The organism is Pseudomonas sp. G5(2012) (assembly GCF_000408945.1).
GTDB classification, from domain to species: domain Bacteria; phylum Pseudomonadota; class Gammaproteobacteria; order Pseudomonadales; family Pseudomonadaceae; genus Aquipseudomonas; species Aquipseudomonas umsongensis.
In genome coordinates, this window is record NZ_APIO01000010.1 from 1 (window position 1) to 18,978 (window position 18,978).

At 59.0% G+C, this 18,978-nt stretch carries 19 protein-coding genes; 17 read left to right on the top strand and 2 right to left on the bottom strand.

Annotated features, from left to right (window positions below; translation table 11 throughout):
* Positions 1 to 38: 38 nt before the first annotated feature.
* Positions 39 to 614 carry an ANTAR domain-containing response regulator gene (locus PG5_RS04405; RefSeq protein ID WP_008056396.1) on the bottom strand — a complete coding sequence of 192 codons (576 nt, stop codon included), beginning with the start codon at positions 612 to 614 and terminating at the stop codon, positions 39 to 41.
* A 15-nt stretch (positions 615 to 629) separates the two neighbouring features.
* Positions 630 to 1,841, bottom strand: a complete 1,212-nt coding sequence (locus PG5_RS04410) for a CmpA/NrtA family ABC transporter substrate-binding protein (RefSeq protein WP_020795880.1) — start codon at positions 1,839 to 1,841, stop codon at positions 630 to 632.
* A 225-nt stretch (positions 1,842 to 2,066) separates the two neighbouring features.
* On the opposite strand from PG5_RS04410, the gene PG5_RS04415 reads away from it, so the two are divergent.
* The 17 genes from PG5_RS04415 to PG5_RS04495 all read left to right on the top strand — a co-directional run bounded on the left by PG5_RS04415 (position 2,067) and on the right by PG5_RS04495 (position 18,952).
* Positions 2,067 to 2,801, top strand: a complete 735-nt coding sequence (locus PG5_RS04415; protein WP_042955237.1) for a helix-turn-helix domain-containing protein — start codon at positions 2,067 to 2,069, stop codon at positions 2,799 to 2,801.
* Positions 2,802 to 2,805: 4 nt separating this feature from the next.
* Positions 2,806 to 4,461 carry a type III secretion system outer membrane ring subunit SctC gene (sctC, locus tag PG5_RS04420; protein ID WP_020795882.1) on the top strand — a complete coding sequence of 552 codons (1,656 nt, stop codon included), beginning with the start codon at positions 2,806 to 2,808 and terminating at the stop codon, positions 4,459 to 4,461.
* Positions 4,458 to 5,564, top strand: coding sequence for a type III secretion system gatekeeper subunit SctW (gene sctW, locus PG5_RS04425; RefSeq protein WP_020795883.1), 1,107 nt, complete (start codon positions 4,458 to 4,460; stop codon positions 5,562 to 5,564). Before sctC ends, sctW begins: the two co-directional genes overlap by 4 nt.
* A gap of 23 nt (positions 5,565 to 5,587) precedes the next feature.
* A complete protein-coding gene (locus PG5_RS04430; RefSeq protein ID WP_020795884.1) occupies positions 5,588 to 7,639 on the top strand; it encodes an EscV/YscV/HrcV family type III secretion system export apparatus protein in 2,052 nt (683 codons plus the stop codon).
* 11 nt (positions 7,640 to 7,650) lie between these two features.
* Complete coding sequence (locus PG5_RS04435) at positions 7,651 to 8,058, top strand: CesT family type III secretion system chaperone (protein ID WP_033045164.1); 408 nt, start codon at positions 7,651 to 7,653, stop codon at positions 8,056 to 8,058.
* The gene (sctN, locus tag PG5_RS04440; protein WP_033045163.1) at positions 8,055 to 9,341 is read left to right on the top strand and encodes a type III secretion system ATPase SctN; all 1,287 of its coding nucleotides are present in this window, start codon (positions 8,055 to 8,057) and stop codon (positions 9,339 to 9,341) included. The genes PG5_RS04435 and sctN overlap by 4 nt, the downstream gene beginning before the upstream one ends.
* Positions 9,338 to 9,793 carry a type III secretion protein gene (locus PG5_RS04445; protein WP_033045162.1) on the top strand — a complete coding sequence of 152 codons (456 nt, stop codon included), beginning with the start codon at positions 9,338 to 9,340 and terminating at the stop codon, positions 9,791 to 9,793. Before sctN ends, PG5_RS04445 begins: the two co-directional genes overlap by 4 nt.
* Complete coding sequence (locus PG5_RS04450; protein WP_020795889.1) at positions 9,790 to 10,683, top strand: hypothetical protein; 894 nt, start codon at positions 9,790 to 9,792, stop codon at positions 10,681 to 10,683. Before PG5_RS04445 ends, PG5_RS04450 begins: the two co-directional genes overlap by 4 nt.
* Positions 10,680 to 11,609, top strand: a complete 930-nt coding sequence (locus tag PG5_RS04455) for a FliM/FliN family flagellar motor switch protein (RefSeq protein WP_020795890.1) — start codon at positions 10,680 to 10,682, stop codon at positions 11,607 to 11,609. Before PG5_RS04450 ends, PG5_RS04455 begins: the two co-directional genes overlap by 4 nt.
* Positions 11,606 to 12,265: an EscR/YscR/HrcR family type III secretion system export apparatus protein gene (locus PG5_RS04460; protein WP_020795891.1), complete on the top strand. Its 660-nt coding sequence runs from the start codon at positions 11,606 to 11,608 to the stop codon at positions 12,263 to 12,265. The genes PG5_RS04455 and PG5_RS04460 overlap by 4 nt, the downstream gene beginning before the upstream one ends.
* A 9-nt stretch (positions 12,266 to 12,274) precedes the next feature.
* Positions 12,275 to 12,529: an EscS/YscS/HrcS family type III secretion system export apparatus protein gene (locus tag PG5_RS04465; protein ID WP_020795892.1), complete on the top strand. Its 255-nt coding sequence runs from the start codon at positions 12,275 to 12,277 to the stop codon at positions 12,527 to 12,529.
* 4 nt (positions 12,530 to 12,533) lie between these two features.
* Positions 12,534 to 13,340, top strand: a complete 807-nt coding sequence (sctT, locus tag PG5_RS04470; protein ID WP_020795893.1) for a type III secretion system export apparatus subunit SctT — start codon at positions 12,534 to 12,536, stop codon at positions 13,338 to 13,340.
* Complete coding sequence (locus tag PG5_RS04475; RefSeq protein ID WP_020795894.1) at positions 13,315 to 14,349, top strand: EscU/YscU/HrcU family type III secretion system export apparatus switch protein; 1,035 nt, start codon at positions 13,315 to 13,317, stop codon at positions 14,347 to 14,349. Before sctT ends, PG5_RS04475 begins: the two co-directional genes overlap by 26 nt.
* 114 nt (positions 14,350 to 14,463) lie before the next feature.
* Complete coding sequence (gene sicA / locus PG5_RS04480; RefSeq protein ID WP_033045155.1) at positions 14,464 to 14,946, top strand: type III secretion system translocator chaperone SicA; 483 nt, start codon at positions 14,464 to 14,466, stop codon at positions 14,944 to 14,946.
* A gap of 2 nt (positions 14,947 to 14,948) precedes the next feature.
* Complete coding sequence (gene sctE / locus PG5_RS04485; protein ID WP_020795896.1) at positions 14,949 to 16,712, top strand: type III secretion system translocon subunit SctE; 1,764 nt, start codon at positions 14,949 to 14,951, stop codon at positions 16,710 to 16,712.
* A 25-nt stretch (positions 16,713 to 16,737) separates the two neighbouring features.
* Positions 16,738 to 17,841, top strand: a complete 1,104-nt coding sequence (locus PG5_RS04490) for a hypothetical protein (protein ID WP_020795897.1) — start codon at positions 16,738 to 16,740, stop codon at positions 17,839 to 17,841.
* Between the two features lie 13 nt (positions 17,842 to 17,854).
* Positions 17,855 to 18,952: an IpaD/SipD/SspD family type III secretion system needle tip protein gene (locus PG5_RS04495; RefSeq protein ID WP_020795898.1), complete on the top strand. Its 1,098-nt coding sequence runs from the start codon at positions 17,855 to 17,857 to the stop codon at positions 18,950 to 18,952.
* Positions 18,953 to 18,978 lie beyond the last annotated feature (26 nt).

The window sequence follows — 18,978 nt, forward strand, 5'->3', positions numbered from 1 at the left end:
CCTGCTCGCGAAGAGGCCTTCAACGGCACCAGAAAAACTCAGCCAAGCAACTCACTCATGGCAATGATCTGCTCCGCCACCTGGATCAGCTTCTGCTGGCGGCTCATCGCCTGGCGACGCATCAGGGTGTAGGCCTCTTCTTCGTTGCAGTCCTTCATCTTCATCAGCAGCCCCTTGGCCAGCTCGATGCGCTTGCGCTCGGCCAGTTGCTGGTCACGGGCGTGCAGTTGGGCGCGCAGGGCCTGGTCGCTTTCGAAACGCGCCATGGCCACGTCGAGAATCGGTTGCAGGCGCTGTGCGTGAATGCCTTCGACAATGTAGGCACTGACCCCGGACTTGATCGCCTGGCGCATCACGTCGGGGTCGTGTTCGTCGGTGAACATCACAATCGGCCGTGGCTGGTCACGGCTGACCAGCACCACTTGCTCCATGACATCGCGGCTCGGTGACTCGGTATCGATCAGGATCACGTCCGGGCGCACCGTTTCGACGCGTTCGGGCAAGTCGATGGTCAGCCCGGATTCGTCGATAACCTCGAAACCGGCCTCGGTCAGGGCGGCTTTCAAGCGGCCGACTTTTTTCGCGGTGTCGTTGATCAGCAGGATACGCAACATGTCTGCAGTCTCCTGTCAGCGGCTGGCGAGTAGAGGCAAGCTGTCGCTCATGGCGTGCAGCTTGAAGCTGCGGGCATAACTGGCCGGGTCCGAACCGTCCCAGACCCTGCCGTCGATCAATTGGCTGCTGCGCATCTCATTGCCTGGGATGGCAACACCGACGGCGCTGGCAGCCTCTCGGTATAAGTCTAGTTGTTGAACCTGACGGGCCACGGCGAGGTAATCGGGGTCGTCGCGCAACAGCCCCCAGCGACGAAACTGGGTCATGAACCACATGCCATCGGACAGGTAGGGCAAGTTGACCGCCCCCTGCCCATGGAAACGCAGGGCGTGCGGGTCTTGCCATTCGTTGCCCAGGCCGTCGGCATAGTCGCCCAGCAGCCGTGGTTCGATACACGACAACGGCGCATCGAGGTACTGCGGTGCACAGAGCAATTGCGCGGTACTGCGGCGATTTTCGACGCTGTCGTCGATGAAGCGGCTGGCTTCGAGGATCGCCATCACCAAAGCTCGGGCGGTGTTGGGGTATTGCTCGACGAAAGCGCGCGTACAGCCGAGGATTTTTTCCGGGTGGTCTGGCCAGATGGCCTGGGAGGTCGCCAGGGTAAAACCGAGGTTTTGCTTCACCGCGCTGTCAGCCCAGGGCTCACCGACACAGAAGCCGTCGATACGCCCGGCTTGCAGGTGCGCCACCATTTGCGGCGGCGGCACCACGACGCTGTCGACGTCGTGCAGCGGATGAATGCCCTGGCTTGCCAGCCAGTAGTACAACCACATGGCATGGGTGCCGGTGGGAAAGGTCTGGGCGAAGGTCAGTTTTGGGCGAGTTTGGTGCACGTGACGGTCCAGTGCTTCAGGACTGGTCACGCCGACGGCCTGCAAGCCATGGGAGAGGTTGATGCTCTGGCCGTTCTGGTTCAGGCCCATGAGCACAGCCATGTCGGTGGGGGCCACGCCGCCGATGCCCAGGTGCACGGCGTAGATAAGGCCGTAGAGGCTGTGGGCGGCGTCGAGTTCGCCGCTCACCAGTTTGTCCCGCAGGTTGGCCCAGGACGACTGGCGCTTGAGGTTCAAGGTCAGTCCGTAGGGCTGGGCGAAGCCCTGGGTGGCAGCGACCACCACCGAAGCGCAGTCGCTCAGGGCCATGAAGCCTAGGTTGATTTCGGTCTTTTCCGGGGCATCGCTGCCATTGACCCAGGCCAAGGGGCCGATTGAGGGTTCGTTCATCGATTTCGCACCTTCCAAAAAAAACGTCGTCCCGGACCCCGTATGAGCAGGGGCGGCTGACGACGCCGTTGTCCTGGCACGCATTCCGCCGTTGGCCTGCGTGCTGATGCGTGAACCGGTGCAAGGCATATGCCAGCCCGGATTTCATCACATTTACATCAGGATTCGACACGCCCCACCCCGCATCCTGCCGACCTACATCGTCAGGACGCAAAGGAGGTTGGCGTGCCCATCGAATCACTACACGCCACACGTGCCTCTAATACCCGCTCCTGTGAGCGGCTGTTGCATCTGCGTGTCAACCAAATCGCCGTTTGTCTGGCCCCGGCGCAGTGCGTCTCGACCTGCTGCCTACCGATGGGCTGGGAAGGGCTGATTGCAGTCACCAGCGGATTTGAGGTCAACGGCAGTGTGTCGATCCTGCCAACTGGCCTGGCACCGCTGGTGAAATTGCAGGTGTTCATCGATCTGGCCCATGCGCCGATCACTGCGCGAGATCGTCAGGCACCTTGGGCGGCATTGCCAGTGCCTTTTTCCCAGGTTCAGTCGGAGCAGGCACTAGAGCGCTGGTACCTCGAACAGGCGATGGCTGGCGGAACGGCCTATCAGGCCTTTGCCAGTGTGTTGCGCCAGACTGAGAGTTACGGGCTTGTGCGCTTTCTGCTGGAACAGGGTACCCACAGTGAAAAACTCACGACTCTGGCGCATCGCTATGGGGTGTCGGTATCGCATTTTCGTCGATTGTGCTGGCAGGCGCTCGGTACGGCGCCCAAGCCCGCATTGCGCGGTTGGCGGACGGCCCAGGCGCTGTTGAACATGAGTCTGCAGGACTGTTCCCTGACAGATCTGGCGTTGGAGTTCGGTTTTTCCTCTTCTTCGCATTTCTCCAAGGAAATTCGCGAGCTGGTGGGCTTCACACCCAGCAGCCTGGCGGACATTACCTACCTTCCAAGTAAGTGAAACGATGAATCGCGCAGTTCAAACCTTGTATGTTTTGCCCTTCTGGCTGGCTGCCATACTGATGCTGGTGCCGTATACGGTGCGGGCCAATGCCGACGAATACGTGGCTGGCGAACAGAGTGTGCGCACGTTTTTTTCGGAGTTGTCCGGGCCGTTGGGCAAGCCGGTGATCATCAGCAAGGCTGCCTCGGCCAAGCGGATCTCCGGCAGTTTTGACCTGCGCTCACCGCAACGGACCTTCGAGCGGGTCAGCGCACAGATGGCGTTGATCTGGTACAGCGATGGCCAGGCGATCTACCTGTATGACGCCGCGGAAGTGAAAAGCTCGATGATGTCGCTGCAGACCCTGACCGTGGCCAGGCTTCAGGCGTTTCTCGAACGGTCCGGGCTGCTCGATGGCCGTTATCCGTTGCGCCATGACGGCCTGCGTACGTTCCATGTGTCGGGGCCGCCGATGTATGTCGATCTGGTGGTGCAAGCGGCCGGTCTGATGGATAACCAACGCTCGGAGCTGTTGCTGGGCAGACAGCAGATTGGCGTTATCCAGGTGCACAACACCTTTGTCAGCGACCGTAAATACGAGCTGCGCGATGACAAGGTGACCATCCCCGGGCTGGCAACCGTGATCGAGGATTTGTTGCGCGGGGAGAAGCGCGAGGTCGAGCCGGCCGTGGCGCAAGCCGGGGCACAGCGAGTGCAGGGGGCGATGCCAGCGTTTCCCCTGGAAGGCCTGGCGACCACATCCCCTGATCAGGACCCGGCTGCGCCGCGAATCATTGCCCGGGAGATGGCCGCCGGAAACATTCGCGTGGTGGCCTATCCGGACACCAACAGCCTGCTGGTCAAGGGTTTGCCGGAGCAGGTGCGCTTTATCGAGAATCTCGTGAGTGCACTGGATACGCCGAAACGACATGTGGAGTTGTCGTTATGGATCATCGATTTGCATAAGGACGAACTCAACCAGTTGGGCATCAATTGGCAAGGCACGGTGAATTCGGGCGGGAAATTTTCCGCATCGCTCAATGCTGGCTCGGCGACCACCCTCGATGGGGCATCATTCGTCGCCCAGGTCATGGCGTTGGAGCGCACCAACCGGGCGAATGTGGTCTCGCGGCCGGTCATCCTGACCCAAGAAAACGTGCCGGCGATCTTTGACAACAACCGCACGTTTTATGCGCCACTGGTGGGGGAGCGCACTGTCGATCTGCAGCACGTGACCTATGGCACGCTGGTCAGCGTATTGCCCCGTTTCGCCCGGGCGGACGAGGTCGAAATGTCGCTCAATATCGAAGACGGCAACCAAATCGAAAACCCTGGTGAGGGAGAGCGTCCGAGCACACTGCCGATGGTCGGCCGTACGCGTATCAGCACGGTGGCGCGAGTGCCCCAGGGCAAGAGCCTGTTGGTCGGCGGTTTCACCCGCGAGGACAACAGCGAGCAAATCGGACGGATACCGGTGTTGGGTTCGATTCCGTGGATCGGCCGATTGTTCAGCTATCGGCAGAGCCGCTCGGCCAATACGGTGCGGGTGTTCCTGATTCAGCCCAAGGAAATTCTCGACGCCCTTGAACCCACCACGGTGGAGCCGGATGCGCGACTGCTGAGCCCGCAGCAGCATGAACGGGTGCGTCGATCCTTTTTCCGGAGCTCAGAAAAATGATCCTGCCACCGATTTCTTCCGGTGGGCGAGCGGCCCAGGCACGCTTGAATGCCGAGAAGGCTGCCCAGCATCCGCAACCGCAGGTCGATGCAGAGGTTGATCTTGACGACGGCATAACGGTCGACGTGGCCCGGCGCTTTGTGCAGATCAGCGATGAAATGTCTGCAGCCTTGGCCCAGTTCCGTGGCCGGCGGCAGTTCGAGCTCAAGTCCGACGCGATGACCGACTCCTTCGAAAGAGTCCTGGAGGACGATACCGTGCCCAAGGCGCGGCAGGTACTGAGCCTGGCGCGGCTATCGGACAAGTCCGACAGCTGGTTGCTGCAGATGGTACGCAACCTGTTTCCCGACGATAGCGACCTGGCATTGGTGCTGCGCGAATTGCTGCGCCGGAAAAAACTCGAGACACGGACTCGTCAGCGGCTTGAAATGTTATTGCAGACGGTGGTTGCCCAAGGCTCCCCCAAGCGCATGAGTGCCGGGATCAATACCGCCCTCAAAGCCAGAATGTTCGGTGCGAGCATGACGGTGCGTGCAGGCCTGTTGCGCGAGACCTACCGGGATTTTATTGAGTTCGACTGCGGACCGGTCAGTTGTTATCAGGACTGGATCGCCCTCTACGGTCCGTCGCAACGCCACGCTGTGCTGGCCTTCATTGAAGCGGCATTACTCACCGACATCGGCGCCCAGGATCCCAGTTGTGCACACGTGGAGTTCGGTCAACTGCTGGCCCGGGTGAACGACCTCAAACGCCTGCGTTCAGCAGATGAACTGTTTATTCGCGGCCTGCTCGGTGATGCACTCATCTGCCGGCACAACCCCGATGAACCCGACTGGCTGGTGTTCCTGATCGGTGTGCTGACCTACCCCGATGATCTCGACCAGTTGTTGCTCGGCGTCTTGGGCGAGCGCCTGCTGTTGAGTGCGCACCATGAGCGTTCGACGGTGCTGCAGAAGGTGCGTCGGCTCAGCCTGCAATTACCGACGCCGCTGTTTGCCGATGAACAGGCACCGCTGCGTCTGGCAGAGCAGTTTATGCGCCTGGCTGACATCGCCTATGCCCTCGAATGTATTGAGCAGCGTCGTCCCGGCGGCACCTCATGACTTTTTCCCGGAACTGACCCGCCATGTTCAATGTGTTTTTGCGCAACGTCAGCGCTCGCCCGGAGTTGCTGATCCTGTCGCTGATGGTGATGATCATCGCGATGCTGATCATTCCCCTGCCGACGGTGCTGGTGGATTTTCTCATCGGCCTGAACATCGTGATTTCGCTACTGGTATTCATGGGGTCGTTCTACATCGAACGCATCCTCAGTTTCTCGACCTTTCCGGCGTTGCTGCTGCTGACCACCCTGTTTCGCCTGGCGCTGTCGATCAGCACCAGCCGGCTGATCCTCAGCCAGGCTGATGCGGGGGAGATCATCGCCTCTTTCGGTGAGTTCGTGATCGGTGAAAACCTGGTGGTGGGCTTCGTGATTTTTTCCATCGTCACTATTGTCCAGTTCATCGTGATCACCAAGGGCTCGGAGCGGGTGGCCGAAGTCGCGGCGCGCTTCTCGCTTGACGGCATGCCCGGCAAGCAGATGAGCATCGACGGTGATCTCAAGGCTGGCGCCATAACGGCCGAGGAAGCCAAGGAAAAACGCAGTGTGCTGGAGCGCGAAAGCCAGTTGTACGGCTCGTTCGACGGCGCGATGAAGTTCATCAAGGGCGACGCCATCGCCGGCATCATCATTATCTTCGTCAACTTTATCGGCGGCATGGCCATTGGCGTCGGGCAGATGGGCATGGACCTGTCCACAGCTTTGTCGACCTACACCCTGTTGACCATCGGCGATGGTCTGGTGGCACAGATTCCAGCCTTGCTGATCGCCATCGGCGCGGGCTTCATCGTCACCCGCGTCAACGGCGATGATGCGAATCTGGGGCGTAACATGCTCGCCCAAATGCTGGGGCATCCGTTCGTGCTGGGGGTGACGGCGCTGCTGGCAGTGGGCGTTGGACTGTTGCCCGGTTTTCCGCTGCTGACCTTCCTACCCATCGCCGCGGCCCTGGGACTGCTGGTGTACTTTCGCCGGCGCAAGGCCTCCCGGGGCGAGGGGCAGGGAGACAGTCGGTCAGCGTCGACGCAGGGTGAAGCCTTGCAGACCGGCCCGGGCCTACTCGAGGACATCGATAACGTTGCCACCGAAACCATCCCGCTGATGTTGTTGGTGCCCACCGCGCGCCTCGATGAGTTGACCAGGGCCCGTTGGGCGGCGCGTTTTCGCAGCCAGTTTTTCGTCGATTACGGGCTGCGCATTCCCGAGCCGCAACTGCGCGGCAGCGAAGCCTTGCCGGCCCATCAAGTGGCGGTGCTGATCAACGAAGTGCGCGCGGAGCAATACGATATCCATTTCGATCACTGGCGGTTGCTCGACTACTCGCCGGAACTGGAACCCATGGGCTTTGCCCTGGTGCACGGCAGCGACAGCAATCGCCTGCGCGGGGTGTGGGTCAACGCCACCGACCAGGAACGGGTGCAGCAGTTGGGCTATCACCTGAGGCCGGCGGACGAGGAATGCTACCGCTGCCTGGTCACCTTGCTGGCGCGCAACATCCAGGAGTTTTTCGGCGTGCAGGAAACCAAGCAACTGCTCGACGAAATGGAAACCCGCTGCCCCGATCTCCTCAAGGAAGTCTATCGCCACGTCACGGTGCAGAAGATCGCCGAAGTGCTGCAGCGCCTGATCGGCGAGCGTATTTCCGTGCGTAACATGAAGCTCATTCTTGAGTCCCTGGCCCATTGGGCGTCCCGGGAAAAAGACGTGCTGGTGCTGGTCGAGCACGTTCGTGGCTCGCTGGCCCGCTACATCAGCAACAAGTTTGCCCAGGGTAATGACTTACGGGTGTTGCTGTTGTCGGCTGAATTCGAAGAGGTGGTGCGGCGCGGGATTAGGCAAACCTCGGCCGGCAGTTTCATCAACCTCGAGCCGGCCGAATCCGAAGAGCTGATGGATTGCCTGAGCGTCGCCCTGGACAGTGTGCACATTGCTCAAAAGGACATGGTGCTGCTGTGTTCGGTCGATGTCAGGCGCTACATCAAGAAGCTTATCGAGGGGCGTTGTCGCGAGTTGGACGTGATGTCGTTCGGCGAAGTCAGCGAGACCGTCTCCGTCAATGTGATCAAAACCTTGTGAGGAACCCCGCAATGATGTCAATGGATATAGCCGACCTGTTACGCGAAGCGCTACGTTTTAGTGGCTGCAAGGACAGTCAGATAGGACATTTTGATAGTCACAGCACCATTGAAATGCAGATGAAGAATCTGCCCGATATCAACGTGGCGTTGGTCGATGGCGATGCCTGGATCTGGACGACGGTTGCAGAAGCGAGCCCGGGTGCAATGAGCCGTTGTGCCTTCGATTTGATGCAGTTCTTACTTGAGGGCAATGCTTTTTCCCGCACCGGGCAATTGCACCTTTGCGTGGTTCAGGAACGGCTCGAACTGCGTTTGATGGCGAATGCCCATGCCCTCGGCGACGCTGAGCACTTCGCGCAAGCCCTGGATGCTTTCGTGCAGGCAATCGAAACGCTGTGCGAACTTTTACGTCGATGAACATGCGGTTGGAAAGGCATGCGGCCCATCCTTTGCGCTTGAGCGGACCCTTGATCGAAGCCGCCTTGGGCGATGTGGTAGTTGGCGAGGTCTGCGAAGTACGGCGGCATTGGCGCCTGCCTCAGGTCGTTGCACGGGCGCAGGTCATCGGCTTCAAACCCGACGCTGTTCTGCTCACCTTGCTGGGTGATGCGAAAGGTTTGTCCAGGGAATCGATGATCGTGCCTACGGGCTCGACCCTGCAACTGTCGTGCAGTGATGCCTTGCTCGGCAGCGTAGTCGACCCTCAGGGCACTATCGTCGAGCGTCTGGTACCGTCTACGGCGCTGGCGCAACAGGACTACCCGGTGGATGCCGATCCGCCGTCGTACCAGCAGCGGCGCCCGGTAGACACCCCGTTGCGCACCGGTATTCGGGTCATTGACGGCTTGCTGACCTGCGGTGTCGGCCAACGCATCGGCATTTTCGCCGCCGCCGGCTCCGGCAAAACCACCTTGATCAATATGCTGATCAACCACACCGACGCTGATGTGTTTGTCATCGGTCTGATCGGCGAGCGCGGCCGCGAAGTAACCGAATTCATCGAGCACCTGCGCCAGTCGGAAAAACGCGCGCGCTGCGTGGTGGTGTATGCCACGTCGGATTTTTCCTCGGTGGACCGCTGCAATTCGGCCCTGCAGGCAACCGCCATCGCCGAGTATTTTCGCGACCAGGGGCAACGCGTGGTGTTGCTGCTGGATTCATTGACACGCTACGCCCGGGCGCGTCGCGACCTGGCCCTGGCGGCCGGTGAAGCGCCGGCGCGACGGGGCTATCCGGCCTCAGTGTTCGATGCCTTGCCGCGCCTGCTGGAAAGACCGGGTGTGACCGCTTCCGGCAGCATTACTGCCTGGTACACGGTGTTGTTGGAAAGCGACGACGAGCCGGACCCGATCGCCGAGGAGATTCGTTCGATTCTCGACGGACACATCTACCTCAGCCGAGCCTTGGCGGCCAAGGGGCACTACCCGGCAATCGATGTGTTGCGCAGCGTCAGTCGCGTGGCGACGCAAGTCACCCCGCCCCAGGTGCAGCAACTGGCGGCGGCGACCCGGGATACGCTGACGCGGATTGAGCAGCTGCAGGTTTTTCTCGACATGGGTGAGTACAGCCCAGGCGCGGACGCCGGCAACGACCAGGCGCTGCAGCGCCGCGCAGCCCTCGACCAGTGGTTGCGCCAGCCCACGGGTGAATGCTGTGAGCCGGACGAAGCCCTGGGCCAATTACAGGGGCTGATGGCATGAATCCATTAGCCGATCGTCTTCGCCTGTTGGCACTCGGCCAGTTCCGTCGGCAACGCGCTGAACTGCTGATAACGCGTACCCGGCAGCAACTGCAGCCGCTGGTGCAGGAGCGGGCCGCTTTCGACGCACAAAAAGCGGAGCTACACAGTTTGTTGGCCAGCCATCGCGCCAATGACTGTGTGCTTGATCACGGGCAACTGTTGGCGCTGTTGCGAAGGCAGGCGGTCATCCGGCGGCAGATCGATCTGATGCGCTTTGAGCGTGACCGGGTCGATCAGCAGTGCCGGGAGATTGAGCAAGCGTTGCAGGAGCAGCGCGAGCAACTGCGGTTAGCACAGCGCAAGCACGACAAATACGAAGGGGCTGTTCAGCTTCTGTTACGCAGGCAACGGCTGGAACAGGTGCGCCGGGATGAAAGAGAAGTCGAAGAGATGAACGGAGTTTCGCGATGAGCACTGTATCTGTAATTTCACCCTTGCCGGTTCAACCCCTGGAACCCGTCATCGAACGGCCGATGGATGAGTTGCACGACAGGCTGGTATCGGTGCAGGAGGATGAACTGCCCCAAGGTGTCCTGGCGCTGATGGTGCCGTTGATCCTGCGTCATCGGCCTCAGATGGACGCTGGTCGTGCAAGCACTTTGCAGGCGATGGTCACGCTCCCGGAAAAGCTGGCTGCTGAAGTCGACGAAGTACGGCCGCTCACACCGTCGTCTCATCCCCCAGCGCAGTCGCTTTTGAGTAAACCTGTGCAGCCCCGGTTGTTGTCACCTTTGGTTGACGTTGCGCCTGTTGTCGCCAGGGCTGTCGCGTCGGCACCGATAAACCTGGCGACTCCCATCATTGTTGAATCAGGGCCGATCCAACCGGCATCAAACATCGTCGAACCGCTGTCGGTCGAAGTCGCCGCCCGTCCAGGTGCATCCCCGATACCTGAGTTCGAAGGGCAAAGGCCCGAAGCCTTATCGAGCCTCCCCACCGTACGCCATGTGCACATAGCTGCCACACCTGCGGCCTCGGCGCCCGTGATGCCGCCAGTACCTCCTGCCATCGATCCGATCATCGAAACCTTGTCGGTTGCCGACCGGGGCTTGCTTCAGGTTCCGTTCAATAAAGGAGCCGTCAGCGGGCAAGTGACGATCAGCCGCGTGGCCGATGAGCCTGCCCGCAACCTGCAACTCAGCCCGAGCAATGCCCTGGTTTACGAACAACTCAAAGTGTCGCTGGAGCAGGTCCGCGAACCCACGTGGCGCCTGACCAATAGCGAAGACGAACAGCAGCGCCAGGGCTCGCGGCAGCCGCCGGACGACGAGCAGGCCGAAGACGCCGGGCAGGGCGCATGAGCGCACTGAAGTTGCGCCGGATCAACGCCCAGGCACGTGCCGGCGCGCAAGCGATACGACGCTGGCGGAGCGCGAATGTCGTCGCCGGTTCAGGCCATCCGCCAGGGCAATCGGGCTACCTGTGTTTTCGCGCATCAGGTGAGGGCGGGGAATGGCGGGGTTTGATCGACGCCCGCGACTGGTTGCATCAATCACTCCCGGGTTTGCGGTCGTTACTGACAGTCGAGTGCTCGCTGATGAGCATCGCCGAACTGTTCCGCGCGGTGCCGCAACCCTTGCTGCTGGAGGTAGACGACTTGCACTACCAGCAATTATCCGACGTCGATGTGGTGCTTCCCGGGCAATTGCCACCGCAAGAGCTGCCTTGGCTCGACACGCCTCGTGGGCGCTTGTGGTTGACCCGATTGCCATCGGCACGGGCCGCCAGCGCGCCCCTGTACACCGACTCATGGCTGAGCGATTTGCCGCTGTGCCTGGAGCTGATGCTGGGGTCGAGTCACCTCAGACATGGGATACGGCTGAAGGCGGGCGATGTCCTGCGAATTATTCAGCGTTCGCAACGATGCTGCCTGGGGCATCTATGCCTCGGCGTTTTCACTTTTACTGAACAGGGGATACACATGCAATTGACCGAGCCCGACGCCCAAGGCTCCGCAGAATCCGCACCGGAGCCCGATGTTGACCTCGGCGCTATGTCGGTGCGTCTGCAGTTCGTGCTCGCGACCCAGGAAATCGACCTGGCCACGCTGTCGCAGTTTATCGGGGGACAACTGATCCCGCTGGCGGACGATGCGACGCGGCACATCGAAGTGCGAGCCAATGGCAAGTCGGTGGCCCGTGGCGAACTGGTGCAACTGGAAGAGCAGCTGGCTGTGGAGTTGCTCGAGGTCTATCGCAACGACTCAATGGACGCAATGCCGCGATGAATGACGTCTCGTTGATTGCGCTGCTGGCGTTCGCTTCACTGCTGCCGTTCCTGGTGGCGGCCGGCACCTGCTACATCAAGTTTTCCATCGTCTTTGTCATCGTGCGCAACGCCTTGGGCTTGCAGCAAGTGCCCTCGAACATGACCCTCAATGCGATTGCCCTGATGCTGGCGATTTTCGTGATGACGCCGGTGATGAAGCAAGGCTATGGCTATTACAAGGAAGAACAGGTGGCTTTTACCGACATCGAGTCGGTGGTGAATTTTGCCGAGAACGGGTTGGGGGGATACAAGGAATACTTGCGCAAATACACCGACCCGGAACTGGCGCTGTTCTTTGAGCGGGCGCAAGCGGTGCAGAGTGAGTCCGACCTCGGTCTGCCCGCCGATGAAGAGCTCACGCCGTCGCTGTTTTCCCTGCTGCCGGCCTACGCATTGAGTGAAATCAAAAGCGCCTTCAAGATCGGCTTTTATTTGTACCTGCCGTTCGTGATCGTCGATCTGGTGATCTCCAGCATTCTGCTGGCACTGGGCATGATGATGATGAGCCCGGTGATCATTTCGGTGCCGATCAAACTGGTGCTGTTTGTGGCACTGGATGGCTGGGCGTTGCTGTCGACCGGGCTGGTCAAGCAATACCTGACCTTGCTGGCGTAGGAGCGGCTCATGAACGATCTGGTCTATGCCGGCAATAAAACCCTGTACCTGATTCTGTTGATGGTGGCGTGGCCGATCATTGTCGCCACGGTGGTCGGCCTGGTGGTGGGTTTGATTCAAACGGTGACGCAACTTCAGGAGCAGACCCTGCCGTTCGGTTTCAAGCTGTTGGCTGTTGCCGCATGCCTGTTCCTGTTGTCGGGCTGGTACGGCGAAACCCTGCTCGATTTCAGTCGTGAAGTCATCCGCCTGGCGTTGGGTTAGCGCGATGTCGGTCACGTTGTTTTTTGACCTGTACGCCTGGTTCGCCGCCGCCATCCTGGGGGTGGCTCGCTTGGCGCCGATTTTTTTCATGTTGCCCTTTCTCAACAGCGGTGTGCTCACGGGGGCGCCACGCCAGGCAGTCATTGTGCTGGTGGCGACGGGGTTCTGGGCCTATGTGGGTGTGCCGTTGCCGGCGCTCGACGGCTTGGCATTCTTCGGCCTGGTGTTGCGTGAGGCCGGCATTGGCGTGCTGCTTGGATGCCTGCTGTGCTGGCCGTTCTGGGTGTTGCACGCCATGGGCAACCTGATCGACAACCAGCGCGGGGCAATGCTCAGCAGCACCGTGGACCCGGCCAATGGCGTCGATACGTCGGAGTTGGCAAATTTTCTCCAGTTGTTCGCCGCAGCGGTCTATCTCGAAGGTGGCGGCATGTTGCTGATGCTTGAAACCGTTGGGCACAGCTACCGCATTTGCGCGCCGGCCAATGGTTGCGAGATACACCTGTCCGCGATTGTTGGCCTGTTGGATGCACTGGTGAGCAAGACCCTGGTAATCAGCGCCCCGGTGGTGGCCACGTTGTTGGTCAGCGAAGCGCTGCTCGGTTTGCTCTCGCGGTATGCGCCGCAAATGAACGCGTTCTCGGTGTCGCTGACGGTCAAGAGCCTGGTGGCGCTGGTGGTGTTGATGTTGTATTTCGGCGTGCACCTGCCGGACGAAGTCCTGCGCATGGGCGGCAAATCCCAAGGGCTGGAACACTATCTGGGCCGTGAAGGGGAGGTCGCCGATGTCGTCCAGCGCCTCGAAGACTGAGAAGCCCACCGCCAAGCGTCTGCGCGACGCCTCACGCAAAGGCCAGACGTTCAAGGCCAAGGACCTGGTGGTCACCTGCCTGACTCTCTGCGGCATCACCTACATGGTGTTCAACAGTTCGCTGGTGGAGGTCATGGAAGTCTATCGACGCATCATTGCCAGTGATTTTGACACGGATATGCAGGCGTACTCGGCGATGCTGGTGCTGGTCGGGCTCAAGGCATTGCTGCCGTTGCTGCTGGTGTGCGTCTTGACCAGTGCACTACCTGCGTTGTTGCAAAGCGGCTTTGCACTGGCCAGCGAGGCCCTGAAGCTCAATCTCGGTGCGCTGAACCCGATCAATGGCTTCAAAAAACTGTTCAGCCTGCGCACCGTCAAGGACACGGTCAAAGCGCTGCTGTACCTGGGCAGCTTTGCCATGGCGCTGTGGATAGTCTGGATCACGCAGCGGCAACTGTTGTTTGCCCAATTGTTCGCCCAGGCCCCGGAGCTGTTCGCGATCTGGGGGCACTTGTTGCTGGTTCTGGTGTTGGCGTTCCTGGGATGCGTGCTGCTGATCGTCGTGCTGGATGCGTTGAGTGAATACTGGTTGTTCATGAAAGATCAAATGATGGACAAGGACGCCGTCAAGCGCGAGCACAAGGAGCAGGATGGTAATCCCGAGATCAAGGGCCGCCGTCGCGATTTGCACAGGGAACTCCTGTCCGAGCAGGTCAAATCCGACGTGCGCAGCTCGCGGATGATCATCGCCAACCCCACCCACATCGCCATCGGGGTGTATTTCCGCCCGGAAATCACCCTGCTGCCGTTCATCTCGCTGATGGAAACCAACCAGCGCGCCCTGGCCGTTCGAGCGTATGCCAAAGAGGTTGGCGTGCCCGTGATCAATGACATCGCACTGGCCCGGCGGATCTTCAAGACCCACCAGCGCTATAGCTTCCTCCAGGTGCAGGAAGTCGAAGAAGTCCTGCGCCTGTTGATCTGGCTCGAGCAAGTCGAGCAGGCCTGATCCCCTTCTTAATCTATCCATCGTTGGCATGAGCGCAATTTGGCAGCGTACCTGCCAGCGCTTTGGCTCAATGCAATCGTCAGCAGCGCTGACGTTTTTTCAGGAGTGTGGCTGATGAGTCGCAACAACCAACAAGACGAGCAAATCGCTCTGGACATCGTGGATGCCGTGCTGGCGGGTGCGTCGTTAAAGGACGTGCAGGGCATCAGCGATGAGCACATGGACGGTCTCTATGCCTTTGCTTTCCAGTTTTATGAGCAGGGACGGCTGGACGATGCCGAGAAGTTCTTCCACTTCCTGTGCATCTACGACTTACACAATAGCCAGTATTGGCTGGGACTGGCGGCGGTGCACCAGCTCAAGCAAAACCATCAGAAAGCGATCGACCTGTACGCCATCGCCTTTGCCCAGGGCAAGAACGACTACCGCCCGATGTTCTACAGCGGTCAGTGCCAGCTCGCCCTGGGCAAGATTGGCAAGGCCCGATTGTGTTTCGAGTACGTACTCGAGCAGGCCACGGAAGAGGAACTGCGCAAACAGGCCCGGGTGTATCTCGACACCCTGGCTCACATTGAAAAGCATTGTTCGGAGGACTGAACATGAGTGAAATCAGAAGTACATTCAACCCGGCTTATGCCGGAGGGCTCAGCCGTAACGAAGCCTTTGAGATTTACGGCAAAGCCGCCAGCCAGGCGGCCAGAACGGTGGATTTTCAGAAAGCTGGCCAGCAAGCGCTGGCCGGATTGATGTCGGTGAACTACGACAACGAGCACGGTAAATCCACGGCAGCTACGGGGCGTCCACAGTTGCATCTGCCGCAGGCACGCACGAGCGGCAAAGAGTCGGAAGGCGATCTGTTCACGCTGCTGATGGCGATGATCAGCGAGCTGATCGGCGAGGTCGACGTCAACAAGCTGAAACACCGCCTGGCGATGTTGCAGAGCATGGCCGGGGCTAAGCAACAGGGTCATGAAAAACTGGCGGTTGAATATGCTGAGGCCGTCGCGGTACTTGAGGCCGCTGAGGGGACCGTTGGCGGTAGTCAGCAAAACCTGGAGAAGCTGCGCGAGAAAGTCCAGCAGTGTCAGGGCTTGCTGGACGAAAGCGAGGCGCGTCTGACGAAGCTGGACCCTGAATCACCCGAATATGCGAGCGAATTGGCTCTTCGTAATCATCTCAAGGGCGAGCTGGCGAATCATACCCAGGCTTTTGAAAAATCCACCGGTGCCCATCTCAAACTGATCGAAATCGCTAATGCCGCCGTTAAGGTCCTCGCGATCGTGACCGCAAAAGTCCTGGAGGCAGGCGTTGGTGGACCGCAGGTTAAACAATCGGATGAAAAGGCGCTGAGCAGCAGTGCACTGGCACTGTTGAACCGCTTGAAGATCATCGAGCTGCTGGGCGAGTCGGCGCAGAACAAGGAAGAGCTCAGTCAAGAGTTGTTTCTGGAATTGCAGGCCAAACTGCAGGAAAAAATGCAGCTCGAGTCGGACAAGTACCTGGAAGAAGTCCGAAAAGCCGAAGCGTTGCAGAAGACCATGGGCTGTATCGGCAAAATCGTTGGCGCGCTGGTGGCCATCGCCACCATTGCGGCCGGTGCTCTGAGCGGCAACGTGATGCTCATAGCGTTTGGGGTGATCGGGGCTGGGCTCATGATCGCGGACGAGCTGGTCAAGGAATTTACGGGTGTGTCGTTCATGGCGGAAGCGATGAAGCCGCTGATAACGGGAATTCAGGAAGCCATCAGCTTCTTTACCGATCTCTACACCACGGTGCTGGTCGCGGTGGGCGTTGATCCCGAAACGGCGAAGGACATTGCGCAAATCGCCGGCATGATCGCGGGCATCGGCACCACCATTGCAGTCATCGCATTGGCGGCCATCTTGGGTGTTCAGGTGATTGGGCCGATGATCGGCGCGGTCGCGTCAAAACTGGCAACTGTGGTGTCGCAGGCTGCACCTGCGGCGGTGGAGGCCATGAAGCAGATGACCACATCTGCTGCCAACACGGTGACCCAGATGCTGACTCAATTGCGCAGTTTCATCACCAACGGTGCTGATCCTGTAGCCCTGGCACGTTACGCCACCAATGTCGAAATCGCTCGAACCCTTACCGAGTTCGGCGGCGTGGTGCTGGAAAGTGGACTTGGCATTAAAAGCAGCATGCATCAGGCCCAAGCGGCAGAACACCTGACGGACGTGACGGTGCGCATGGCGATCAGCGAATCAATTGCCTCTTACCTCACTCAAGTGGTCGAAGACTACGGCAAGGCCATGCAAGACCGGACCCGACATATCGAACATGTTTTTTCCGATCTGCAACGCAGCCATTCCGTCAGCCTGCAAATGGCTCGGTACATCTGAACCTGCTCATAAAAAGGAATTCGTCATGTCTCAAATAAACGCAACGCCTGTGCGCATGCCAGCAGTCCCGGCGCACGATCCGGTCAACGATGCGGGCCTGAGCGAGTTGGTTGCTCAGGAACAGTTCTCCAAAGAACTTAATGGAAAAAGGCTTTTACAGCCGGCCCTGTCAGACGGGAGCGTTGCAAAGCAAATACTCCAGAGCAGTAACTCGGCTTTTCCTACGGCGCAGGAGCTTGAGAACGCGATCGATGCCTATCAACCCACCGAATCCGACTGGCAAGACTTCACTGCGGCCCGGTTGATGGTCAGCGATGAAGTGCGTAACGATCTGATCTTCGATCCGGGGGCCTGGGAAAAACACGCCAACGTGCTGATCGCCGCGATCATCGCGGTCAACATTGCGCGGGTCGCCAACGCAGCACTGCGCGGGCATTTCAGTGTGATGCAGGCCGAGGCCAGCAAACTCCAGGGCGAGGCCATCATGGAATCCGGCAGGGCGGCGATCTACAGCGCCGTCACGGCAGCGGTGGTCTCCGGTGTAATCGCCGGCTTTGCCATGGTCAAGACCTTTCAAGGGCTTGCGCAAAAACATACTGATATCAGCCTGCATAAACGCAACGCCCTGGACGCTGGCAACATCGAACGTGACCTTACACGTGATCGCAACCGCACTGACTGGAACCCGGAAACGACCTACAAGGTAACGGTGTTCGATGATTCCCGCCGGATGAAACCAGTGGATTTCAAACCCGAGGGCTCGACCCTTACACCCAAGGAGCAGCAATGGTTCAACGAGGAAATTTCCAAGGCACAGAAGGTTGGCCAATCGTCGGACTGGCTCAGCCAGATGAGCAGCAAAGGCATTGAAAGGAAACTCGAAATCGGTCGAGCGCTTAACTCGATATCGACGGTCATGAGTCAGCTTGTCTCCACCATAGTTCGCATGGCCGAGCATGCGGCGCGGCAGGAACAGGTATTGCAAGAAAATGTGCAAAGCACACAAAAGAGCTTGAGCGATGAAGTCGGGGCAAAAGACTCGGCCGATGCGGCGCTCTTGCAAAAACTCATGGACATAGTGATGCAGTTATTTCAATCGCGGATTGAAGTCATTGGCAGAATGGCTTGAGTAGGGAAATACAATGATAATTTCCAACTACACACTGCAAGCCGTTAAATCGTCGGTCAATTTAAACGTTGTTACCGACGCACCTTTACCACCCGAAATTCCTTTCGAGAATCAATCCGCTTCTTCCGTCGGGCAATTGCTGGATCGTTCGGCAAAGGAATTGAGTCGCAACCTTGGAACCATGCTCAAGCTCCAATCGGGCGCTGAAAGAATGGTCGAGAAACTGTTAGCGGGCGCAGCGGAGCAAACCCTCATTGCAGAGCTTGGTGATCTGGTTCAAGCCAAAGCCGAGCGCAGGCAAATGTGGGCGCAGCAGTTGCGCCAGTGTGGCGCGGTGATGACGCATTGCCAAGAAACCCTGCCGCCGGAACAGCGCCAATGCCTGGACGTTGCCCAGGAGCATATTCAGCTCGATCTGCAAGAAAGGTTCTCGCCGCCGACGGAAGTAGCCGAAGCGTTCGAACAGAGCATCAGTTCATCGAATGATTTCTTTGACAAACTGCTGGAGTTGATCAACCTGATCAAAAACGGCTATCTGGCCGGCTATGAACATATCATTGCGGCTTACTCGGAATTCTTTAAAGACTTCAACGAAGAGGTAAGCGCAAAGTTAAAGGACTGGATCAAAGGCGCGAACGAAGGTAAGGAGGTCGATTTAAATGCGGGCAATATCAGGCATGCGTTGAATGCGCTGATTAAAAAATACTCACCCCCAAACGCTGCGGCAGTATTGTTTCCCGCTCCAGGCATGTTTCCCCCTCCAGGCGCTTCCAGGGAGGAAGCGGAAAAATGGCTCAAGGCGTTAGGCCTGCCTGCCACCAGCCTTCGCAATAACGGGAACGGTACGTTCAGTGTGGTCATGGACCTCGGACCGTTGACGACGATGATGAACGGTTTGCCGCCCAATGTTTATTGGATTACTTGGGATAACGCGAAATTCCAGTACTGGCAAACCGGCTTCAATGCCCAGGAAGAACGCATGAAGAACACACTGCAATCATTCACCCAGAAATATTCAAACGCCAACTCCTATCACGATAACTTCAATAAGACCTTGTCTGCACATCTGAATCAGTACGCAGATATGTTGAAGGCTATGTTGAATTTTTGAAGCGAAGCTGCCGCACCGCATTTTTT